The organism is Kosakonia oryzendophytica (assembly GCF_027886705.1).
Taxonomy (GTDB): Bacteria; Pseudomonadota; Gammaproteobacteria; order Enterobacterales; family Enterobacteriaceae; genus Kosakonia; species Kosakonia oryzendophytica.
Genome location: NZ_CP115659.1, coordinates 2,219,701 through 2,237,065 on the forward strand (window position 1 = coordinate 2,219,701; position 17,365 = coordinate 2,237,065).

13 protein-coding genes are annotated in these 17,365 nt (G+C 54.2%); 9 read left to right on the plus strand and 4 right to left on the minus strand.

All coding sequences use genetic code 11. From position 1 onward, the window contains the following. The first annotated feature begins 66 nt into the window (after positions 1–66). The 6 genes from O9K67_RS10885 to O9K67_RS10910 all read left to right on the plus strand — a co-directional run bounded on the left by O9K67_RS10885 (position 67) and on the right by O9K67_RS10910 (position 6,013). Positions 67–2,607 carry a DUF2169 family type VI secretion system accessory protein gene (locus tag O9K67_RS10885; RefSeq protein ID WP_061496471.1) on the plus strand — a complete coding sequence of 847 codons (2,541 nt, stop codon included), beginning with the start codon at positions 67–69 and terminating at the stop codon, positions 2,605–2,607. Next, a complete protein-coding gene (locus tag O9K67_RS10890; RefSeq protein ID WP_061496470.1) occupies positions 2,604–3,689 on the plus strand; it encodes a pentapeptide repeat-containing protein in 1,086 nt (361 codons plus the stop codon). Before O9K67_RS10885 ends, O9K67_RS10890 begins: the two co-directional genes overlap by 4 nt. Beyond that, complete coding sequence (locus tag O9K67_RS10895) at positions 3,686–4,291, plus strand: DUF3540 domain-containing protein (protein ID WP_061496469.1); 606 nt, start codon at positions 3,686–3,688, stop codon at positions 4,289–4,291. Before O9K67_RS10890 ends, O9K67_RS10895 begins: the two co-directional genes overlap by 4 nt. 9 nt (positions 4,292–4,300) lie before the next feature. Further along, positions 4,301–4,693 carry a DUF4150 domain-containing protein gene (locus tag O9K67_RS10900; RefSeq protein WP_007371701.1) on the plus strand — a complete coding sequence of 131 codons (393 nt, stop codon included), beginning with the start codon at positions 4,301–4,303 and terminating at the stop codon, positions 4,691–4,693. A 9-nt stretch (positions 4,694–4,702) separates the two neighbouring features. Continuing rightward, on the plus strand, positions 4,703–5,257 hold the full coding sequence (locus O9K67_RS10905; RefSeq protein ID WP_148654714.1) for a hypothetical protein: 555 nt from the start codon (positions 4,703–4,705) through the stop codon (positions 5,255–5,257). A 231-nt stretch (positions 5,258–5,488) separates the two neighbouring features. After that, on the plus strand, positions 5,489–6,013 hold the full coding sequence (locus O9K67_RS10910) for a hypothetical protein (RefSeq protein ID WP_061496464.1): 525 nt from the start codon (positions 5,489–5,491) through the stop codon (positions 6,011–6,013). Positions 6,014–6,252: 239 nt separating this feature from the next. Here the strand turns inward: O9K67_RS10910 and fumA are convergent, their stop codons facing one another. Both fumA and O9K67_RS10920 read right to left on the minus strand, forming a co-directional pair. Continuing rightward, complete coding sequence (gene fumA, locus O9K67_RS10915) at positions 6,253–7,902, minus strand: class I fumarate hydratase FumA (RefSeq protein ID WP_061496460.1); 1,650 nt, start codon at positions 7,900–7,902, stop codon at positions 6,253–6,255. A gap of 51 nt (positions 7,903–7,953) precedes the next feature. Continuing rightward, positions 7,954–9,465, minus strand: a complete 1,512-nt coding sequence (locus O9K67_RS10920; protein WP_061500076.1) for an anion permease — start codon at positions 9,463–9,465, stop codon at positions 7,954–7,956. A 635-nt stretch (positions 9,466–10,100) separates the two neighbouring features. Here O9K67_RS10920 and O9K67_RS10925 point away from each other — a divergent pair. Both O9K67_RS10925 and O9K67_RS10930 read left to right on the plus strand, forming a co-directional pair. Continuing rightward, positions 10,101–12,881, plus strand: coding sequence for a flavocytochrome c (locus tag O9K67_RS10925; RefSeq protein WP_061496458.1), 2,781 nt, complete (start codon positions 10,101–10,103; stop codon positions 12,879–12,881). A gap of 80 nt (positions 12,882–12,961) precedes the next feature. Then, positions 12,962–13,924, plus strand: a complete 963-nt coding sequence (locus tag O9K67_RS10930) for an FAD:protein FMN transferase (protein WP_061496456.1) — start codon at positions 12,962–12,964, stop codon at positions 13,922–13,924. On the opposite strand, the gene dcuR is transcribed toward O9K67_RS10930, so the two are convergent. Together dcuR and O9K67_RS10940 are read right to left on the minus strand one after the other, a co-directional pair. Then, a complete protein-coding gene (gene dcuR, locus O9K67_RS10935; protein ID WP_061496454.1) occupies positions 13,905–14,624 on the minus strand; it encodes a two-component system response regulator DcuR in 720 nt (239 codons plus the stop codon). The two genes, O9K67_RS10930 and dcuR, sit on opposite strands and share 20 nt — an antisense overlap. Then, on the minus strand, positions 14,621–16,237 hold the full coding sequence (locus tag O9K67_RS10940; RefSeq protein WP_061496452.1) for a sensor histidine kinase: 1,617 nt from the start codon (positions 16,235–16,237) through the stop codon (positions 14,621–14,623). The genes dcuR and O9K67_RS10940 overlap by 4 nt, the downstream gene beginning before the upstream one ends. Positions 16,238–16,411: 174 nt before the next feature. Here O9K67_RS10940 and O9K67_RS10945 point away from each other — a divergent pair, with 174 nt between their 5' ends. Next, a complete protein-coding gene (locus tag O9K67_RS10945) occupies positions 16,412–17,329 on the plus strand; it encodes an N-acetylmuramic acid 6-phosphate etherase (protein ID WP_061496450.1) in 918 nt (305 codons plus the stop codon). The last annotated feature ends 36 nt before the right edge of the window (positions 17,330–17,365 follow it).

The window sequence follows — 17,365 nt, forward strand, 5'->3', positions numbered from 1 at the left end:
ATAAATGCGCATTACACTTCGTAAACTGCAACAGCATAAAATCGTTAATCTTCCTAAGGACGTTACATGAAGATTATTAAACCACTGCGACTGAGCGTATTAAATCGCCCGTTTCGTCTGCAGGGGCAAAACCATCTGGGGGTTTCGGTTATGGCGCTCGCCGATATGAGTGCCACGCCGCAACTGAGGCCTGAAGTGGAACTCTGGCAACTGGCCGCTAGCGAGCTGCAAACCAGTGGCGGCGTGCTGGATATGGCGATGCCGAAAGCCCGTGCAGAGTTTCTCGCCACCGGTTACGCATACACTCATCACCAGCAGGATAAAACTGCCTGCGCGGTGCGCATTGAAGTGGAGGATCTCAGCAAGACGTTGGCGGTCACTGGCGATCGTTACTGGGCGGGTTCACGCCCGACAGCGCCGCAGCCGTTTGAACAGATGCGCCTGGACTGGAGCCGCGCTTACGGCGGCGAGGGTTTTGATGAAAACCCTCACGGCATTGGTGCGGTAGTGGAAAACCACAACGGTACGCCATTTCGCCGATTGCCGAATATCGAAGCGCTGCAACACCGTATTGTGTCACCCCGTGCAAAACCGGAACCGGTGAGTTTTGGCCCGTTGGATCTCCAGTGGCCACGCCGTTTCCGCCGTATGGGCAAAAACTATGACGCGCACTGGCTACAACATGATTTCCCCGGGTTCGCACCGGATATCGACTGGCGGGTGTTTAATGCCGCCAGCCCGGACCAGTGGTGGGAAGAGAGGGACACGCTGCCGCCGCAGGCGAGGTGGCGAATCTGGAATATGCACCCGCAAAAACATCTGCAAGAAGGGACACTGCCGCCGTGGCAGGCTCGCTGTTTTATCCAGCGCCAGCGCGGTGATGAAACCCTGTTTGAAGAGATAGCCCTGCGTGCCACGACAGTGTGGTTCTTTCCGCATCTGGAACAGCTGGTACTGATGTGGCAGGGCAATCAGCGTATCAATGAAGATGATGCCGCCGATGTGCTGCACCTGATGCCTGCGTTGGAAAAAACCGGCGCATCCCGTTCGGTAAACCACTACCGCAAAGTCCTCAATCAGCGTCTGGACAAAGAGAAAGGCGCACTGTTTGCCTTTCGCGAAAAAGACCTGCTACCGGAAGACGTCATTGGGCCGTGGATCGATAGCGATGTGCAGGAAAGTCACAGTCCGATGCGTGACAACCAGAACAACCGGGCATTGCAGCTGCGTGAGCAGCACCGCGCCAGGCTGGAAGCGCAGGGCAGTGATGTCAGCGATTTACTCAGCGCCTTTGAAGAACCTGCGTTGCCTAAACTCGAGGATCTCCCTGAGTTTATTGAAGAGATGGAGCGCAAAGCGCAGGAGATGCAGCAGCAGGCCGAAGCGCGTAAAGCAGAAATGGAGGCGCGCTATCCGGAGGAGGCCGCACTGGATAATCGCCCTCGCGGGCCGGAATCGATGCTACGCATGCAGGAGTTGCTGGCAAAAAATGGCGACCAGCTCAGTGAGAAAAAACTGCTGCAAAGCCGTGAAGCGCTGCACAAACTCTATCTGATGTCGGTTGCGCAACAGCCACCCGCCATCAAACTGACCGGCGATATTGCGTTAATTATCCGTCAGCGTGCTGAGCGCACCATGGCGCAGGGTGGCGATTTTAGCGGTCTGGATCTTACCGGGGCAGATTTTTCCGGCATGGATCTGCGCGGGGCGAATTTCCGCAATGCTCTGCTGGAGTGTGCAACCCTTCGCGGTTGCCAGCTAGATGGCGCAGATTTCACCCAGGCGATGCTGGCGCGTACCGACTTGCAGGGGGCATCACTGCGCGAGTGCTGCTTCGATAAAGCCAGTCTTGCACTGGCGCAATGTCGTGAAACCCAATTCCAGGGTGCGCAATTTGCTGAAACGGAGATGACCGGCGCACTGTTTGACGCCTGCGATTTCAGCCATGCCAGGATAAGCGATCTGTTGCTGCGTGAAGTGGGATTCAGTCAATGCTTGTTCCGGCACGCGCAACTCAATAACTGCGTGTTTATGGAACTGACATTGCCGCAACCGGACTTCAGTGATGCGCAGATGAACAAAACCAGTTTTATTAAATGTGAACTGCACCGCGCGGTTTTCGCTAACGCCCATCTTGATGGCTGTTCGTGGGTTGAGAGCCAGCTGGAGTCCGCATCCTTCGCTGCGGCAACGCTAATAACCTGCGCTGTAGCGTCCGGCGGGACACTTGCCGGTGCCAACTTTAACGGTGCCTATCTCAAGCAGAGTAACCTGCGCCAGGCGGTGCTGCACAACGCCACATTCTCCAGGGCGAGGCTGGATAACAGCGACCTGAGTGAAGCGCAGTGTGAAGCGGCGGATTTCAGCGGCTCAACCCTGACCGGCAGCATGTTTATGCGAACGGATTTCCGTCGTGTGCGCTTTAACGATGCCAATCTGATGGGCGCGATGCTGCAAAAAAGTCGTCTCGAAGGGGCCGATCTCAGCTATGCCAATCTGTTCCGTGCCGATCTCTCGCAATCCATCACCGATCAGCAGACACAATTTCAGGGTGCATATAGTAAGCGGGTGAAAACGCTGCCGAAGCGTGACGGGGAGGTAATATGAGCGCATTAACGGCGGCCGAGCTGCAACAAAAAGTGAAGGGCGGAGAAGCCATTGCAGAGCTTAATCTCGATGGCTGCGATCTGCGGGGATGTGATTTATCGGGTGGGATCTTTCAGGAGGTCTCTTTGCAGGGGGCTAACCTTGCGGGAGCCAATCTGACGGAATCCGTCTTTACCGAGTGTCTGTTTAACCGGGCGGTACTCTGTGAGGCGCAACTACAAGAGACGGTATTCAATCAGTGTGAAATGCAGAACATTGATGTAAATAACTCTGCATTCGTCCGCTGCGTGTTCAACGAATGCGGGCTGGATGGCGGCAATTTTTCTCACTGCACATTTGACACCACCCAGTTTATGCGCAGCCCGCTGGCGAACAGCCTGTTTACCGGAGCGACGTTTGAGCGGTCAACACTGTTTGAAAGCCCGTCTGGCGAGGCAATGCTGAACAACTGCCATCATTTGATGACCACGTTTTACGGTATCGATTTACGGCAGACCGATCTCAGCGGCAGTCAGTTTGAACGGTCCGTGTTTTTCAACTGCGATCAGCGAGGCAAAAACTACACGCAGCAGAAGTTTACCGGTTGCCAGTTTACCGATACGCAACTGGATGGCGCGGACTTTTCCGGTGCCCAACTGACTCAGTGCAACTTTAAAGGCGCATCGCTCAAAGCGGCGCAGCTACGTAATGTTAACGCGACGCAAGCGCTATTTATGGATGCCGATCTGAGCGGCGCTCATGCGCAGTCCAGTCTGTTTGACCAGGCCATTTTTGTTGGCGCGGTGCTTCGACAGGCAAATTTCAAGCAGAGCCGTTTTTTTCAAAGCATCCTGCAAAAGGTGGATGCACAGCAGGCGGATTTTACCCTGTGTGATTTTACCTACAGCGATTTTTCCGGTGCGGATGTGCGTGAGGCGGATTACCGGGGCGCAACGTTTTCCCGTACCCGTTTTCATCGTGCCCGTCAGGACGGCGCGAGTTTTGCCGATCGCAAAGGCATCCTTGAATATGACGAAGAGTTACTGGCGGCGGAGGCCTGGAGCGCCGAACGTCAGAGTAGAATCTACGGAGATAAAGCATGAACAACATCAACCACCAACTGGCAATAGCGGCGATGCCTGCCGGGCAATGTTCTGCGCAGGTCACCCACTGTTTTGACGATGGCAGTCTGATGGTCGAGAGCGAAGGGCGCGGCTGGCATTGCCGCCGGGCGGTTAGTTGTGTGATCGCACCGCAGGCGGGCGATACGGTATTAATTGCGGGTGTGGACAACCAGATGTGGTTGTTGGCCGTATTGGAACGCGCCAACCCGCAATGTGCCGAACTGAATGTGCCGGGGGATCTGCATATCTCCAGCAGTGGCGCATTACGCCTCTGTAGCGAAGCGCTTAATGTCACCGCCAGTACCGGTGATTGCCATATCAGCGAAATGACGTACAGCGGCGAAAAAGTATCGGCATGGGTGACTCTGTCGCGGGTAGTAGGCAAACGCGCAGAATCTGTCTGGCAGACTGTCACGCAGATCAGTCACAACCTTTTTCGCACTACGCGCCAGACCGAGCAGGTACGCGCCGGGCAACTGGACATGAAGGCCGAAGACTATATGCGTATGCATGCGCACAATACGGTGATCACCTCTAAAGCGATCACCAAAGTGGATTCCGAACAGATTCATATGGGGTAAGGAACGATTATGTTTGCAAATTGCCAGCTAATGGGCGTGGATCTCGCTTTTCCTGATGTCTGCCTGACGCCAATGCCTGCGCCGACACCGATCCCCTATCCGGACATTGCGCTCGGACCAACGGCTATTCCCAACGCGCTGAATATCCTGTTTATGGGCATGCCAGCGCATAATATGGCCACCGTCACGCCATTGACCAATGGCGATAACCCCGGCGTAGCTACTGGCGTGGCCTCCGGCACGGTGATGGGGCCGTCCCGCCATCTAACCGGGGCATTTACTGTGCTGCTGAAAGGAACGCCCGCCACGCGGCTGACCAGTGTCAGCCTGCAAAACTCCACCAATGCCATCGGCATGCGCATTGTGCCGAGCCAGTTTAAGGTGCTGATGCTGGCACCGTAGGCGGTTTCAGTGAATACGATGAACCTGTCAATCACATTCACGGCGGTACTGCTGGCGGTGGCCGCCAGCAAATGCTTCGCGCAGCCGCCGCACCCCGATTCTCAACCGTTATGGCGCTTTGCTGAACAGTTGAAGGGGATTATCGGGGCGGCACCGGATTCGCTGAATGGCATCATTAAAACGCCCGTCACGCGGATCAATCCTGATTTTGCCGACCGTTTAACCGCCCGCTCCTTCACGCTGGCGGGGGGACCTGGCATTAACGACATAGAAATTCGCATGGCTTATGGTCACCCTCAGCAGATCGCCATTGTAACTTTTGATGTGGTAAATACGTGTATTGAGGTAAGCGAGGCAAAACGCCAGTTCCCGGGATTAAAACTGATGTGGGTGCCACGCGGTGAGTCAGTCAACGAGACCTTTTCCTGGGTAGCGCCCATTGATAAAAACGGCAACGGTATTGGCCTGGGCTTTGCCCAATCGGAACCCTCATGTTTAAAAAACATTGCTATCCGTGATTTTTCCAGTGAAATGTCTGCTGCAAATCGTCGCGACAGAGAATGACGTTTGCCGGGTGCCACCTCGGTAAAAACGGGTCGCCTCTCAACAGGATGAATACATCTCTGGCTGTCCGGCTGGCGATGAGAGAACCGGTGCGTACACCATGCAGCAAGGTAAATGCGGTTATTCTTTGCGCAGGTAATCTCGTACATAAAGAAAATTCTGGTGAATCAACCTGTAAACTGGCTTAAATAATCACGTATATCAGCAACAGACTTTGAACGGTGGCAGGTTATGACTAAAGGTTTCCTCTTTTCTGTCTCGCTGTTACTGGCAGCGCCCGCCAGTGTGTGGGCGCAAGCGCCGCTGAGTGACAGCGACTTTACCGTACAGCTGAATCAACATCCCGTCGCGCTGGGCCAGGCATGGAATGACGCGCTCAGCGCCTCTTTGGGTGAAACGACCTATGACGGCTTTGTAGGGGAAGTTCCTTTTGGTGATGCCAGTTATAAATTTTACCGTCATAACTTTGATGGCTTTGATATCTACAGTGCCAACCTGTGGTGGGATGATCAGGGGAAAAGCGTCGACAGTTATATCGTCGGGCAGATAACCTTGCACAGTCCTGCCTTGCATACCGCACGTGGGGTGGGGCCTGGCAGCACAAAAGAAGCCATTATCAGTCACTATGGTCCCGGTGAAATAGATAACAGCGATGGAAGTGAATGGATCAGCTATTCCTTTAAAAACAAACACATCGCTTTCTCGCTGGCGGGTGGTAAAGTCGACAGTATCAATATTAACTTTGATGATGACTAATCCCTTGCAGCGTGACATCGCCTGCGTTTGAGGCTGGGTATGCGATCACAGAGCCTTTTCAGGATTTCGTCCCGTTTTCCGACGCGGAAAAAACGACTTGATGGCTGGCAATAAACGCAACGGTGCTGGTGCGGTTTGCCACACCACTAGCCGGTACAAAGCACAGGCGGTTATTGACGGAATGCGGTTTATTGCACGCATAAAAAAACCGGCGGATTTCTCCGCCGGTTACGCTTAACTTACTTCTGGCTGCAGCCAGCACACTGTTTGTTCTGGATCTGCTGGAAGAAGTCATTTCCTTTATCATCCACCAGAATAAACGCCGGGAAATTCTCCACTTCAATCTTCCAGATTGCTTCCATTCCCAGTTCCGGATAGGCAACGCACTCCAGGCTCTTAATGCTCTGCTGCGCCAGAACCGCTGCCGGACCACCAATACTCCCCAGATAGAACCCACCGTGTTTAGCACAGGCATCGGTCACTTGTTGGCTACGGTTGCCTTTTGCCAGCATGATCATGCTCGCGCCATGTGATTGCAGCAGATCCACATAGGAATCCATACGGCCAGCGGTGGTTGGGCCGAGCGAACCCGACGCATAACCTTCCGGTGTTTTCGCCGGGCCTGCGTAATAGATCGGATGATCTTTCACGTATTGCGGCAGCGGTTGGCCATTGTCAATCAGCTCTTTCAGCTTCGCGTGAGCAATATCGCGCGCCACGATAATGGTGCCGTTCAGCGATACGCGCGTAGAAACCGGGAAGGCGGAAAGCTGCGCGAGGATCTCTTTCATCGGCTGATTCAGATTGATTTTCGCCACATTGCCTTCACCCTGCTGACGCAGCGCTTCCGGAATATACTGCCCCGGATTGTGCTCCATCTTCTCAATCCAGATCCCTTCACGGTTGATCTTCGCTTTGATATTACGGTCGGCCGAGCAGGATACGCCCATACCGATTGGGCAGGATGCACCGTGACGCGGCAGGCGGATCACGCGGATATCATGTGCGAAGTATTTACCACCAAACTGCGCGCCCAGGCCCAGGTTCTGTGCTTCCTGCATCAGCTCCTGCTCCAGTTGCACATCACGGAACGCCTGGCCGTGCTCATTACCTTCGGTCGGCAGACCATCGTAATAGCGTGTAGAAGCCAGCTTCACGGTTTTCAGGGTGGATTCCGCCGACGTACCCCCGATAACGAATGCGATATGGTAAGGAGGGCAGGCCGCTGTCCCCAAGGTCCGCATTTTTTCGACCAGATAGTTTTTCAGTTTCGCTGGCGTGATCAGCGCCTTGGTTTCCTGGTACAGGTAGGTTTTGTTCGCGGAACCGCCGCCTTTGGCCACGCACAGGAACTTATACTCGTCGCCATCGACGCTATACAGATCGATCTGTGCAGGCAGGTTGGTGCCGGTATTCACTTCTTTATACATATCCAGCGGGGCGTTCTGCGAGTAACGCAGGTTATCTTCGGTATAGGTGTTATACACGCCGCGCGCCAGAGCGGCTTCATCACCGCCACCGGTCCATACGCGTTGACCTTTCTTACCCATAATGATCGCCGTGCCGGTATCCTGGCAGGTCGGCAGTACGCCTTTCGCAGCGATTTCCGAGTTACGCAGGAACTGCAGGGCAACGTATTTATCGTTTTCGCTGGCTTCCGGATCGTTCAGAATCGCGGCGACTTGTTTCTGGTGCGACGGGCGCAGCAAAAATGATGCGTCGTGAAAGGCCTGTTGCGCCAGCAACGTCAGCGCTTCTGGCTCGACTTTCAGTACTTGCTGGCCGTCAAAGTCGGCAATCGAAACATATTCACGGCTCAGCAGATAATATTCCGTATTGTCTTTCGCCAGCGGGAACGGATCCTGATACACAAAGGGTTTGTTCGACATAGCTCTTTACTCCATAAAATAAAACCGCCGGGAAAGCCCGACGGTTATGAATCAGAACATCATGGAAATCCACGGATAACCAATCAACAGCAGGGCGGCGAGGAAGATGGCGCCAAAGATGGTGCCAAGACGCCAGTAATCTTTGGTCGGCAGATAACCGCTACCGTAATAGATCGGGCTCGGGCCGGTGCCATACGGGGTGATGATGCCCATCACACCGAGTGAGGTACAGAGCACCAGTACCACAACTTCCATATTGATACCCGGGATTGTCGCGGCAATGGTCAGCATGGCCGGCAGCAGCGCCGTGGTGTGTGCGGTGGTGCTGGCAAACAGATAGTGCAGCAGGTAGAACGCCAGCAGCAGGGCGATAGTCGCCATACCCGGAGAGATACCGGCCATCAGCACGCCGCCTTCTTTACCCAGCCAGGCGATAAAGCCCGTGGAAGAGAGGCCGTCAGCCAGTGCTACCAGGGTGGCAAACCAGACAAACGTGTTCCAGGCTGGTTTGTTGCTGGTAATGTCATTCCAGGTCAGTACACCTGTCCACAGCATCAATACCACCACCAGCAAAGCCGCCAGTGCAGGCTCGATAAAGTCAGCGGCAAAGATCCACATCAGCAGTGCGCAGCAAACAAACACCAGCAGCAGGATTTCATTACGGGACAGTTTGCCCAGTTTTTCCAGCTCGCGGCTCGCCCACAGCGGCACTTCATCATTCACTTTCACTTCAGGTGGGTAGAACCAGTAAGCCAGCAGCGGCATGGTCAGAATCAGCAGTACGCCCAACGGCAGGAAGGCGATAAACCAGTTACCCCAGGAGATGCTAATCCCGACGGTGCTTTTCACCAGCGCCAGCGCCAGCAGGTTCGGTGCAAGCGCAGACAGGAACATAGAACTGGTGATACATGCTGCAGTGATGGCAACCCACATCAGATAAGAACCGATGCGGCGTGAGCTCGGATCGTTCGGTTTTGAGCCATACAGCGGCGGCAGGTTAGCGATAATCGGGTAGATGGTCCCGCCGCTACGTGCGGTGTTGGACGGCGTAAATGGTGCCAGCAGCAGGTCGGCGAATGTAATGGCGTAGCCGAGCGTCAGGCTGCGGCGACCCAGATATTTCACCAGGATCAGCGCCAGGCGACGACCAAACTGGGTTTTATCGTAACCGGCGGCGAACATAAAGGCACCGAAGATCAGCCATACGGTGGAGTTACCGAAACCGCTGACCGCCCATTTAAAGGACTGAGAGGCCATTTTGAATTTCGGGTCAGCCAGTTGTTCAGGGCTGAACAGCAGCCACTGGCTACACAGCGCGATAACCACCACGCCGGTCATACCGATGACCGCACCCGGCAGCGGTTCAAAAATCAAACCGACGATCACGCCGACGAAGATAGCGAAGTAGTGCCATGCATACGGCGGAAGGCCTTCCGGCACTGGAACAAACAGCAGGAGCACTGCGACGACTATCGGCAGCGCCATCATTAGCAGGCGGTTTTTATTTCCGTCCTTTGCACTGGCTGCGTTAGCAGATGGTGCGGTGGTTGTTTTCTCTTTCATAATGAGCATCTACGAGTAGTTAAAAATTCGTTGGCGTTGCGGAACAGACTGGCGATTTATTTAGTTACAAAAGTTTCTTTAGTTATTAAACGCCTTTTTTCTTATTCCGGGTTCGTTTACTTAACGCAATTCCTACAGCGATAAATAAAAAATTGTGTGTATTTCTATATTGCTCTTACGCCCAATAATACTCTTGATTGAGATCAAAAAAATGAAAAGGCGAGCTGATTTTTTAATAAGTTGAATACCCCTGTAGAGTTATGGGGTTATTTGGCGAAAATTTCGATAAATGTTAAAAAATGGTGCTGATAATAAATCTCATTTTCGCTATTTTTTCTTTTAACTATATGAAATATATGCTTTTGTATGATAGTAAAAAATCGTTTCATTTATATCGATGGTAATCATGTTGTTACCGGTAATTAATGCCGTGTAAACGTGTTATTTAAAAATGATAATACAGTAGTGGTAGCGCTGTTATTCAGGGTATTAAATAGTTTATTAACTAACGTAATTAATTTGGTAAGTAAAATTCACGGTATATTAAATACACGACATAAGGATTGAAAAACATAACGAAAATAAAATCCGTCACCCTATTAAGATTTTTAATTTTGAGACTTTGGAGTTTTTATATGACCAGTAGCGAACGCATTCTCAGCCCTTTCACACTGCCAAATGGTGCAGAACTGAAAAACCGTTTGTTAATGGCACCAATGACCACCTGCACTGGCTATTTCGACGGTACCGTCAGCAGTGAGCTGGTGGAGTACTATCGGGCCCGTGCCGGTAGCATTGGTACTATTATAGTCGAATGTTGCTTTGTCGATGATCTCGGTCTGGCTTTTCCGGGGGCTATCGGTATTGATAACGACGAGAAAATTGCCGGACTGGCAAAAATCGCCGCCGCAATTAAAGGCGAAGGTTCAAAAGCACTGTTGCAGATTTACCACGGCGGCCGGATGGTGGAGCCGAAGCTGATTGGTGGCCGCACGCCGATTGGCCCAAGCGCTATCGCTGCGCCGCGAGATGGCGCTGCAACGCCGGTTGCCATGACCACCGCGGAAGTAGAAGCGATGGTAGGGAAGTTTGGTGAAGCCGTACGTCGTGCCATCCAGGCAGGCTTTGATGGGGTCGAAATTCACGGTGCCAACACCTATCTGATCCAACAATTCTTCTCGCCAAACTCCAACCAGCGCGATGACGAGTGGGGTGGCAGCCGCGATAACCGCGCGAAGTTCCCACTGGCGGTACTGGATATCACCCACAAGATGGCGCGCCAGTATGCCGACGATGCGTTCATTATCGGTTACCGTTTCTCGCCGGAAGAGTTGGAAGTCCCCGGTATCCGTTTTGATGACACCATGTTCCTGCTGGAAAAACTGGCGGCGCGGGGGGTGGACTACCTTCACTTCTCCGTTGGTGCGGCGCTGCGTCCGTCGATTAACGACACCAGCGACCCGACACCGCTGATCGATAAATATTGCGCGATGCGCTCAGAGGCGTTAGCGCAGGTTCCGGTGATGGGCGTGGGCGGCGTTGTGAACATTGCCGATGCCGTACAGGGGATGGAACACGGTTACGATTTGATTGCCGTAGGCCGTGCGTGCATCGCTTATCCGGACTGGACCGCGCGTATTGCCAGCGGCGAAAATCTGGAACTGTTCATTGACAGCACCCAGCGTGAAGCATTGCAGATCCCGGAACCCCTGTGGCGTTTCTCACTGGTGGAAGCGATGATCCGTGACATGAGCATGGGCGAAGCGAAATTTAAACCAGGTCTGTTTGTCGAAACGGTGCAGGATGACGTTAATGAACTGGTGATCAACGTCAGCCTTGAAACCGATCGTATTGTTGACATTGAACTGGCATCCAGCCCGGTGCAAACCGTCGAGTTCACCAGCAGCTTTGAAGAGATCCGCAGCCGTATTCTGGATGCGAATACACCGCACGTGGATGCCATCTCCGGTGCGACCAGCCAGAGCGAAGCGGTGAAAAAGGCCGTTTCGAAAGCGATGCTCAAATCCAGTAAAGCACGCGTGGCGGAAGAGGGTGGCGAGCCTGCTGGCCCGAAACGCTATGATGTGGTGGTGGTTGGTAGCGGCGGTGCCGGTCTGGCGGCGGCAATCCAGGCACATGATGAAGGTGCCAGTGTGCTGATCGTGGAGAAAATGCCGACCATCGGCGGTAACACTATTAAGGCTTCCGCCGGGATGAATGCTGCAGAAACCCGCTTCCAGCGTGTGAAAGGCATTCAGGACAGCAAAGAGCTGTTCTACCAGGAGAGCCTGAAAGGTGGCGGCAACAAAAACAATCCGGAACTGCTGCATCGCTTTGTCGAGAATGCACCGGAAGCCATCGAATGGCTGGCGCGTCGCGGCATTATGCTGAACGACATCACCACGACTGGCGGCATGAGCATTGACCGTACTCACCGCCCACGCGACGGATCGGCTGTTGGCGGCTATCTGATCAGCGGTCTGGTGCGTAATGTGAACAAACGCGGCATCGATGTGATGCTGGACACCTCCGTCGATGACATTCTGTTCGAGCAGGGCGAAGTCTGTGGCGTGCGTCTGCTGACCGAAGAGCAGGAATCCCTGACCGTTCAGGCGAAAAGCGTGGTTGTCGCCACGGGTGGTTTCAGCGCCAACAGTGCAATGGTGGTGAAATACCGCCCGGACCTGGAAGGTTTTGTGACCACCAACCATAAAGGCGCGACCGGCGGTGGTATTGCGCTGCTGGAACGCATTGGCGCGGGCACCGTGGATATGGGTGAAATTCAGATCCACCCAACGGTTGAGCAAAACACCTCTTATCTGATTTCGGAATCCATTCGTGGCGGCGGTGCTATCCTGGTCAGCCAGCAGGGTAACCGCTTCTTCAATGAGATGTCGACACGTGACAAAGTCTCGGCGGCCATCATCGCGTTACCGGAACATTATGCCTACATTGTGTTTGACGAACATGTCAGAGCGAAAAACAAAGCGGCGGATGAGTATATCGGTCGTGGGTTTGTCACCAGTGCCAGCTCGCCGCGCGAACTGGCGGATAAACTGGGTATGGACCACCATGCGTTTCTCGCGACGCTGGAGCGTTACAACGGTTTTGTTGAAAAACAGCATGATGACGACTTTGGGCGCACTACCGCACTGCGCGCGCCGATCAATGAAGGCCCGTTCCACGCGATCCAAATCGCGCCGGGGGTTCACCACACGATGGGCGGTGTGACCATTAACACCGAGACCGAAGTGCTGAACGCGGCGCAACAGGTTATCCCGGGAGCATACGCGGCGGGTGAAGTGGTTGGCGGTATTCATGGTGGCAACCGCATCGGTGGTAATGCCGTAGCCGATATCATTATCTTCGGCACCCTGGCAGGTCATCAGGCGGCACTCCGCGCAAAACGTAGTTAACAATCGTGCTACACTTCAGGCCTGCATTTTTGCAGGCCTGACAAGCAAAACGCCATCAGGCCGTTCTCAGGGAGCATGCGATGTCTGATAACCGCGTCTGGAGCTACTCCACCGTTCTGATGGGGTCGCCTGTCCTGCTGAAACTCTTTTCCCATGACGAAGCCCTCGCATCACGCGTGTTTTCGCTCATCAAAAAATACGAAGATCTTTTCACCGTTAACCGTGCGCAGTCACAGGTCATGGAGATTAACCATGCCGCGGGGCAACAACCGGTTGTCGTCAGCCGCCCGGTCTATGAACTGATTAAATGCGCCAAAGCCGCCAGCATGGTGCGTGATAGCGCGTTTAATCTTGCGATTGGACCGCTGGTCAAACTGTGGCGCATTGGATTTAAAGGTGACAGCGTTCCAGGCGCGCAGGACATTGCCGCGCGCTTGCGCATTACCCGGCCGCAGGATGTTGTGCTGGATGATGCGGCGCATTCCGTGTTTCTGACACAGCCTGGCATGGAGATAGACCTGGGCGCCATCGCCAAAGGGTTTATTGCCGATCGGGTACGGGATTACCTGCATCAGCAGGGCGTCAGCGACGGGTTGATTAACCTCGGCGGTAATGTGCAAACGCTGGGCAATCCGCAAGGGCAGTGGACCATCGGGGTGAAAAAACCCTTTGCCGACGCAGATGCGCTGGTGGGGTCGATTGAGGTGGCGAACAAATCGGTGGTGACATCCGGCACCTATGAACGCTATTTCGAGCAGGACGGTAAACGCTGGCACCATATTCTCGATCCGCGCAGCGGTTATCCGCTGGATAACGAACTCGACAGTGTCACCATTATTTCCGCCGATTCGTTAGATGGCGATATCTGGACAACGCTGATTTTTGGCCTTGGGGTAGAGAAAGGGTGTGCCGCACTGCGTCAGCATGAGGATATTGAAGCGATCTTTGTTACCAAAAACCGCGACATTATCCTCTCTTCACAACGCCAGTTCCGCTTTACGCAGTGCGACGACAGCTACCGTCTTATTGACTGTACTGTTTAAGCAGACTGTACTGCTCGGCAATCAGCTGGTAACGGTAAACCGGGCGTCCCGTTGCGCCATAGTGAATGGTGGTATAGAGAATATTAATTTGCGCCAGCCAGATAAGGTATTTACGGCAGGAGACGCGTGAGATATTCACCGCGGCGGCCAGTTCATCGGTGGAGAACTCAATGCCAGGATGGGCGTCGATCCACTGACAAATGGTGCGCAGCGTCTGTGCGGTAAGCCCTTTTGGCAATTTACGGGTATCGGCCACTTCCGGCGCACCGCCGTGCAGCAAACGGTCAACATCCGATTGCTCATAATAGGGTTGTGAATCCATCTGTTTGCGCTTCTCCCGCCATGAGGTCAGCGCCTCTTCAAAACGCGGGAACTGGAAAGGCTTGATCAGATAATCCACCACGCCATAGTGCAGCGAGGTCTGAATGGTGTTGGCATCGGCGGCAGAGGTGATCATGATCACGTCGATAGCGCGGCCGGAAGCGCGAATAATTGGCAGCAGATCGAGACCGCTATCCTGTTGCATATACACATCCAGCAACACCAGATCGATGCCGCGCAGCGGATCGTTAATTATCTCCCCGGCCTGCTGTAGCGTGGATGCCGTGCCGCAGCACTGAAAACCGGGTATCTGCGCCACATACATGCGGTTCAGCTCGGCTACCATGGCATCATCATCAACAATTAATACATTTATCACGCGGTCTTCCTTTCACTATCCCAGGGGAGATGGACAAAAAATTGAGTAAACACGCCGGGTTCAGACTCAACGGTAATCGTGCCGCCAAGTTCGGTGAGTTGTTGGCTGGCCAGAAACAGCCCCACACCCCGGTTATCGCCTTTGGTGGAGAATCCTTTACGGAAAATCGCCTCGATGTGATCCGGTTCAATGCCCGGGCCATCATCACTGACTTCTCCAATCAGCCAGCCATCCTGATAATGCAGCAGCAGGCTCACTTCGCCTTCCACCTGATTGCTCATCGCATCCAGCGCGTTCTCAATAAGATTCCCCAACACGGTGACCAGGACGGTGACCTGTTTCGCATTGGGGTTTTCCGGCACCAGGCTCTCGTCCGCCAGCGTCAGCGTAAAGCCGCGCTCCTTCGCCCGGTTGATTTTACCTAACAGAAAACCGGCGACGACCGGCGATTTGATCCGGTGCTGGATAGCGCCGATATCTGTTTGGTAATTCTGCGCGGTTTGCAGCACGTAACCTTCAAGCTTGTCATAGCTTTTCATATTCAGCAGGCCAAGGATCACGTGCAGTTTATTCATAAACTCGTGGGATGTGGTGCGCAGCGCATCAACGTAGTTGACCATCCCATCCAGCCGCTGCATCAGCTGGCTCACTTCTGTCTTATCACGGAAGGTGCTGATAGCGCCAATTACCGCGCCCTGGCTACGTACCGGCACAGTATTGCACAACAGCAACAGCCCATTATGCCCCAGCTCTCTGTCTTGCAGCGCGTTACCGGTTGTTAACACCGTTAGCAGCTCATCCATCAGCGGCCCGTGGCTGGTTTCCCCGCTGGGGTTATTGGTGAGCAGCATTTGCCGCGCAGCGTGATTAAGCAGGGTGACACGACCATCTGCATCGACGGCGATCACTCCCTCTTTTAACGACTGTAACATCGCCTGGCGTTGTTTAAACTGCGCCGAAATCTCGTACGGCTCCAGTCCCAACAAAATCCGCTTCAGCACGCGCACCAATTGCCAGGTGCCGAGTGTGCCCATGAGCGCACTGAACAACAGTGTCCACATCACCGCCCAGCGGCTACGGCTGACCTGTTCATCAACCTTACTCAATGAAATCCCGATCGACACCACGCCGATTTGCCGGTGATTGTCATCATAGACCGGCGTGAACACGCGCAATGCCGGGGCCAGCACCCCCCGGTTGACCGCCACATTTTCATTACCATTGAGCGCGGGTTCCAGATCATTGCCAATAAAATGCTGCCCAATGATCGCCGCATTCGGGTGTGAATAGCGGATACCCTGCATATCGGTCACCACCGCAAACAGCAAATCGTTGCGGGTGGTGATTGCCTGTGCCAGCGGCTGGATCACGTTGCTATTAGGGGGCAAACGCAGACCGCGTTTTACCTCTGGCGCATCGGCGAGCGTGCGGGCAACCGCCAGCGCCGTCTCTTTGACGCCGTCACGCGTCGCGTTGCTGATTTGCCAGAACCACAGGGCAAACGCCAGCAGCAATACCGAGCCGATAACACTGCACACCATCAGTGTGACCGTGGTGCTGAGCTTCATGGGCCGTTTACGGGGTCTCACTGCGGTGGACGTCACATCGTTCATAACAAATCCGATTATTAACAACAAGGTATCTATTATCGCCGATGGGGGGCAAATCATAAAGCGATGTAAAAAAATGAAAACTTACAAAAGGTAGTGTGAAGCGTGACCCCATTCTCAGGTCCGGCATATAAATAACCTTATAGTGAGTGTGGAACCATTGAGAAGGAGCAGTCTATGAGCAGTAAGCCAAACGGTTCGATGAAGGAACGCCGCCACGCCGACAGCACGAATATTGACCGTCTCGCCACCAACGACATGCTGGCGCTCATCAATCAACAGGATAAGCAGGTTGCCGATGCCATTACGGCCTGTTTACCGGATATCGCCCGGCTGGTGGACAGTGCCAGTGCCGTCGCCAATCGCGGCGGTAGGGTGATCTGCATCGGTGCGGGTGCTTCAGGGCTGGCGGCAGTCCAGTTTGCCAGTGGTTTTGCCCAGGACAACACTCACCCGCTGGTAGGGATGATGGCCGGCGGCGCGAATGCTACCGTGGCGGCGCAGGAGGTGGCAGCCAGCAACTATGAACGCGGCGCGCACGATCTTCAGCAATTGCGTTTCTCCGCCAACGACATGCTGATTGCGCTGTCGGCGAGTGGTAAAACGCCGTGGACGTGGGGCGCACTGCGTTACGCCTGGTCAATGGGCGCACGTGTGGCGCTGGTATGCCGGGGGCATGATAGCGAAGCCGCACAGCTTGCCGATATCGTGCTGGCACCGGAGATTGGCGCAGAAGTGGTGAGCGGGTTCTCGGAACCGAAAGCCCGCCTTGCGCAACAGCAAATCCTTAACATGCTCGCCACCGGGCTTGCCATTCGTACCGGGCGGGTTTACAGCAATTTGCGCGTGGATGTACAGGCCAGTAACGTGCACTGGGCTGAGCGGCAAATTGCGATTGTTATGGCGGCAACAGAGTGCACCCGCGAGCAGGCGAAAAGTGCGCTGGAAGCAAGCCATCATCACTGTCGGACTGCCATTTTAATGTTGCTTACCGGGCTTCCCGCCGGGCAGGCACAGGCAATCCTGGCTGAAAATCACGATCAGTTGCGTATTGCGCTGCAGGAGGCAACGCTGCAACACGCTGATTCAGAATAACGCCTCACCGCCGGATAGCCTTGTGCTTATCCGGCG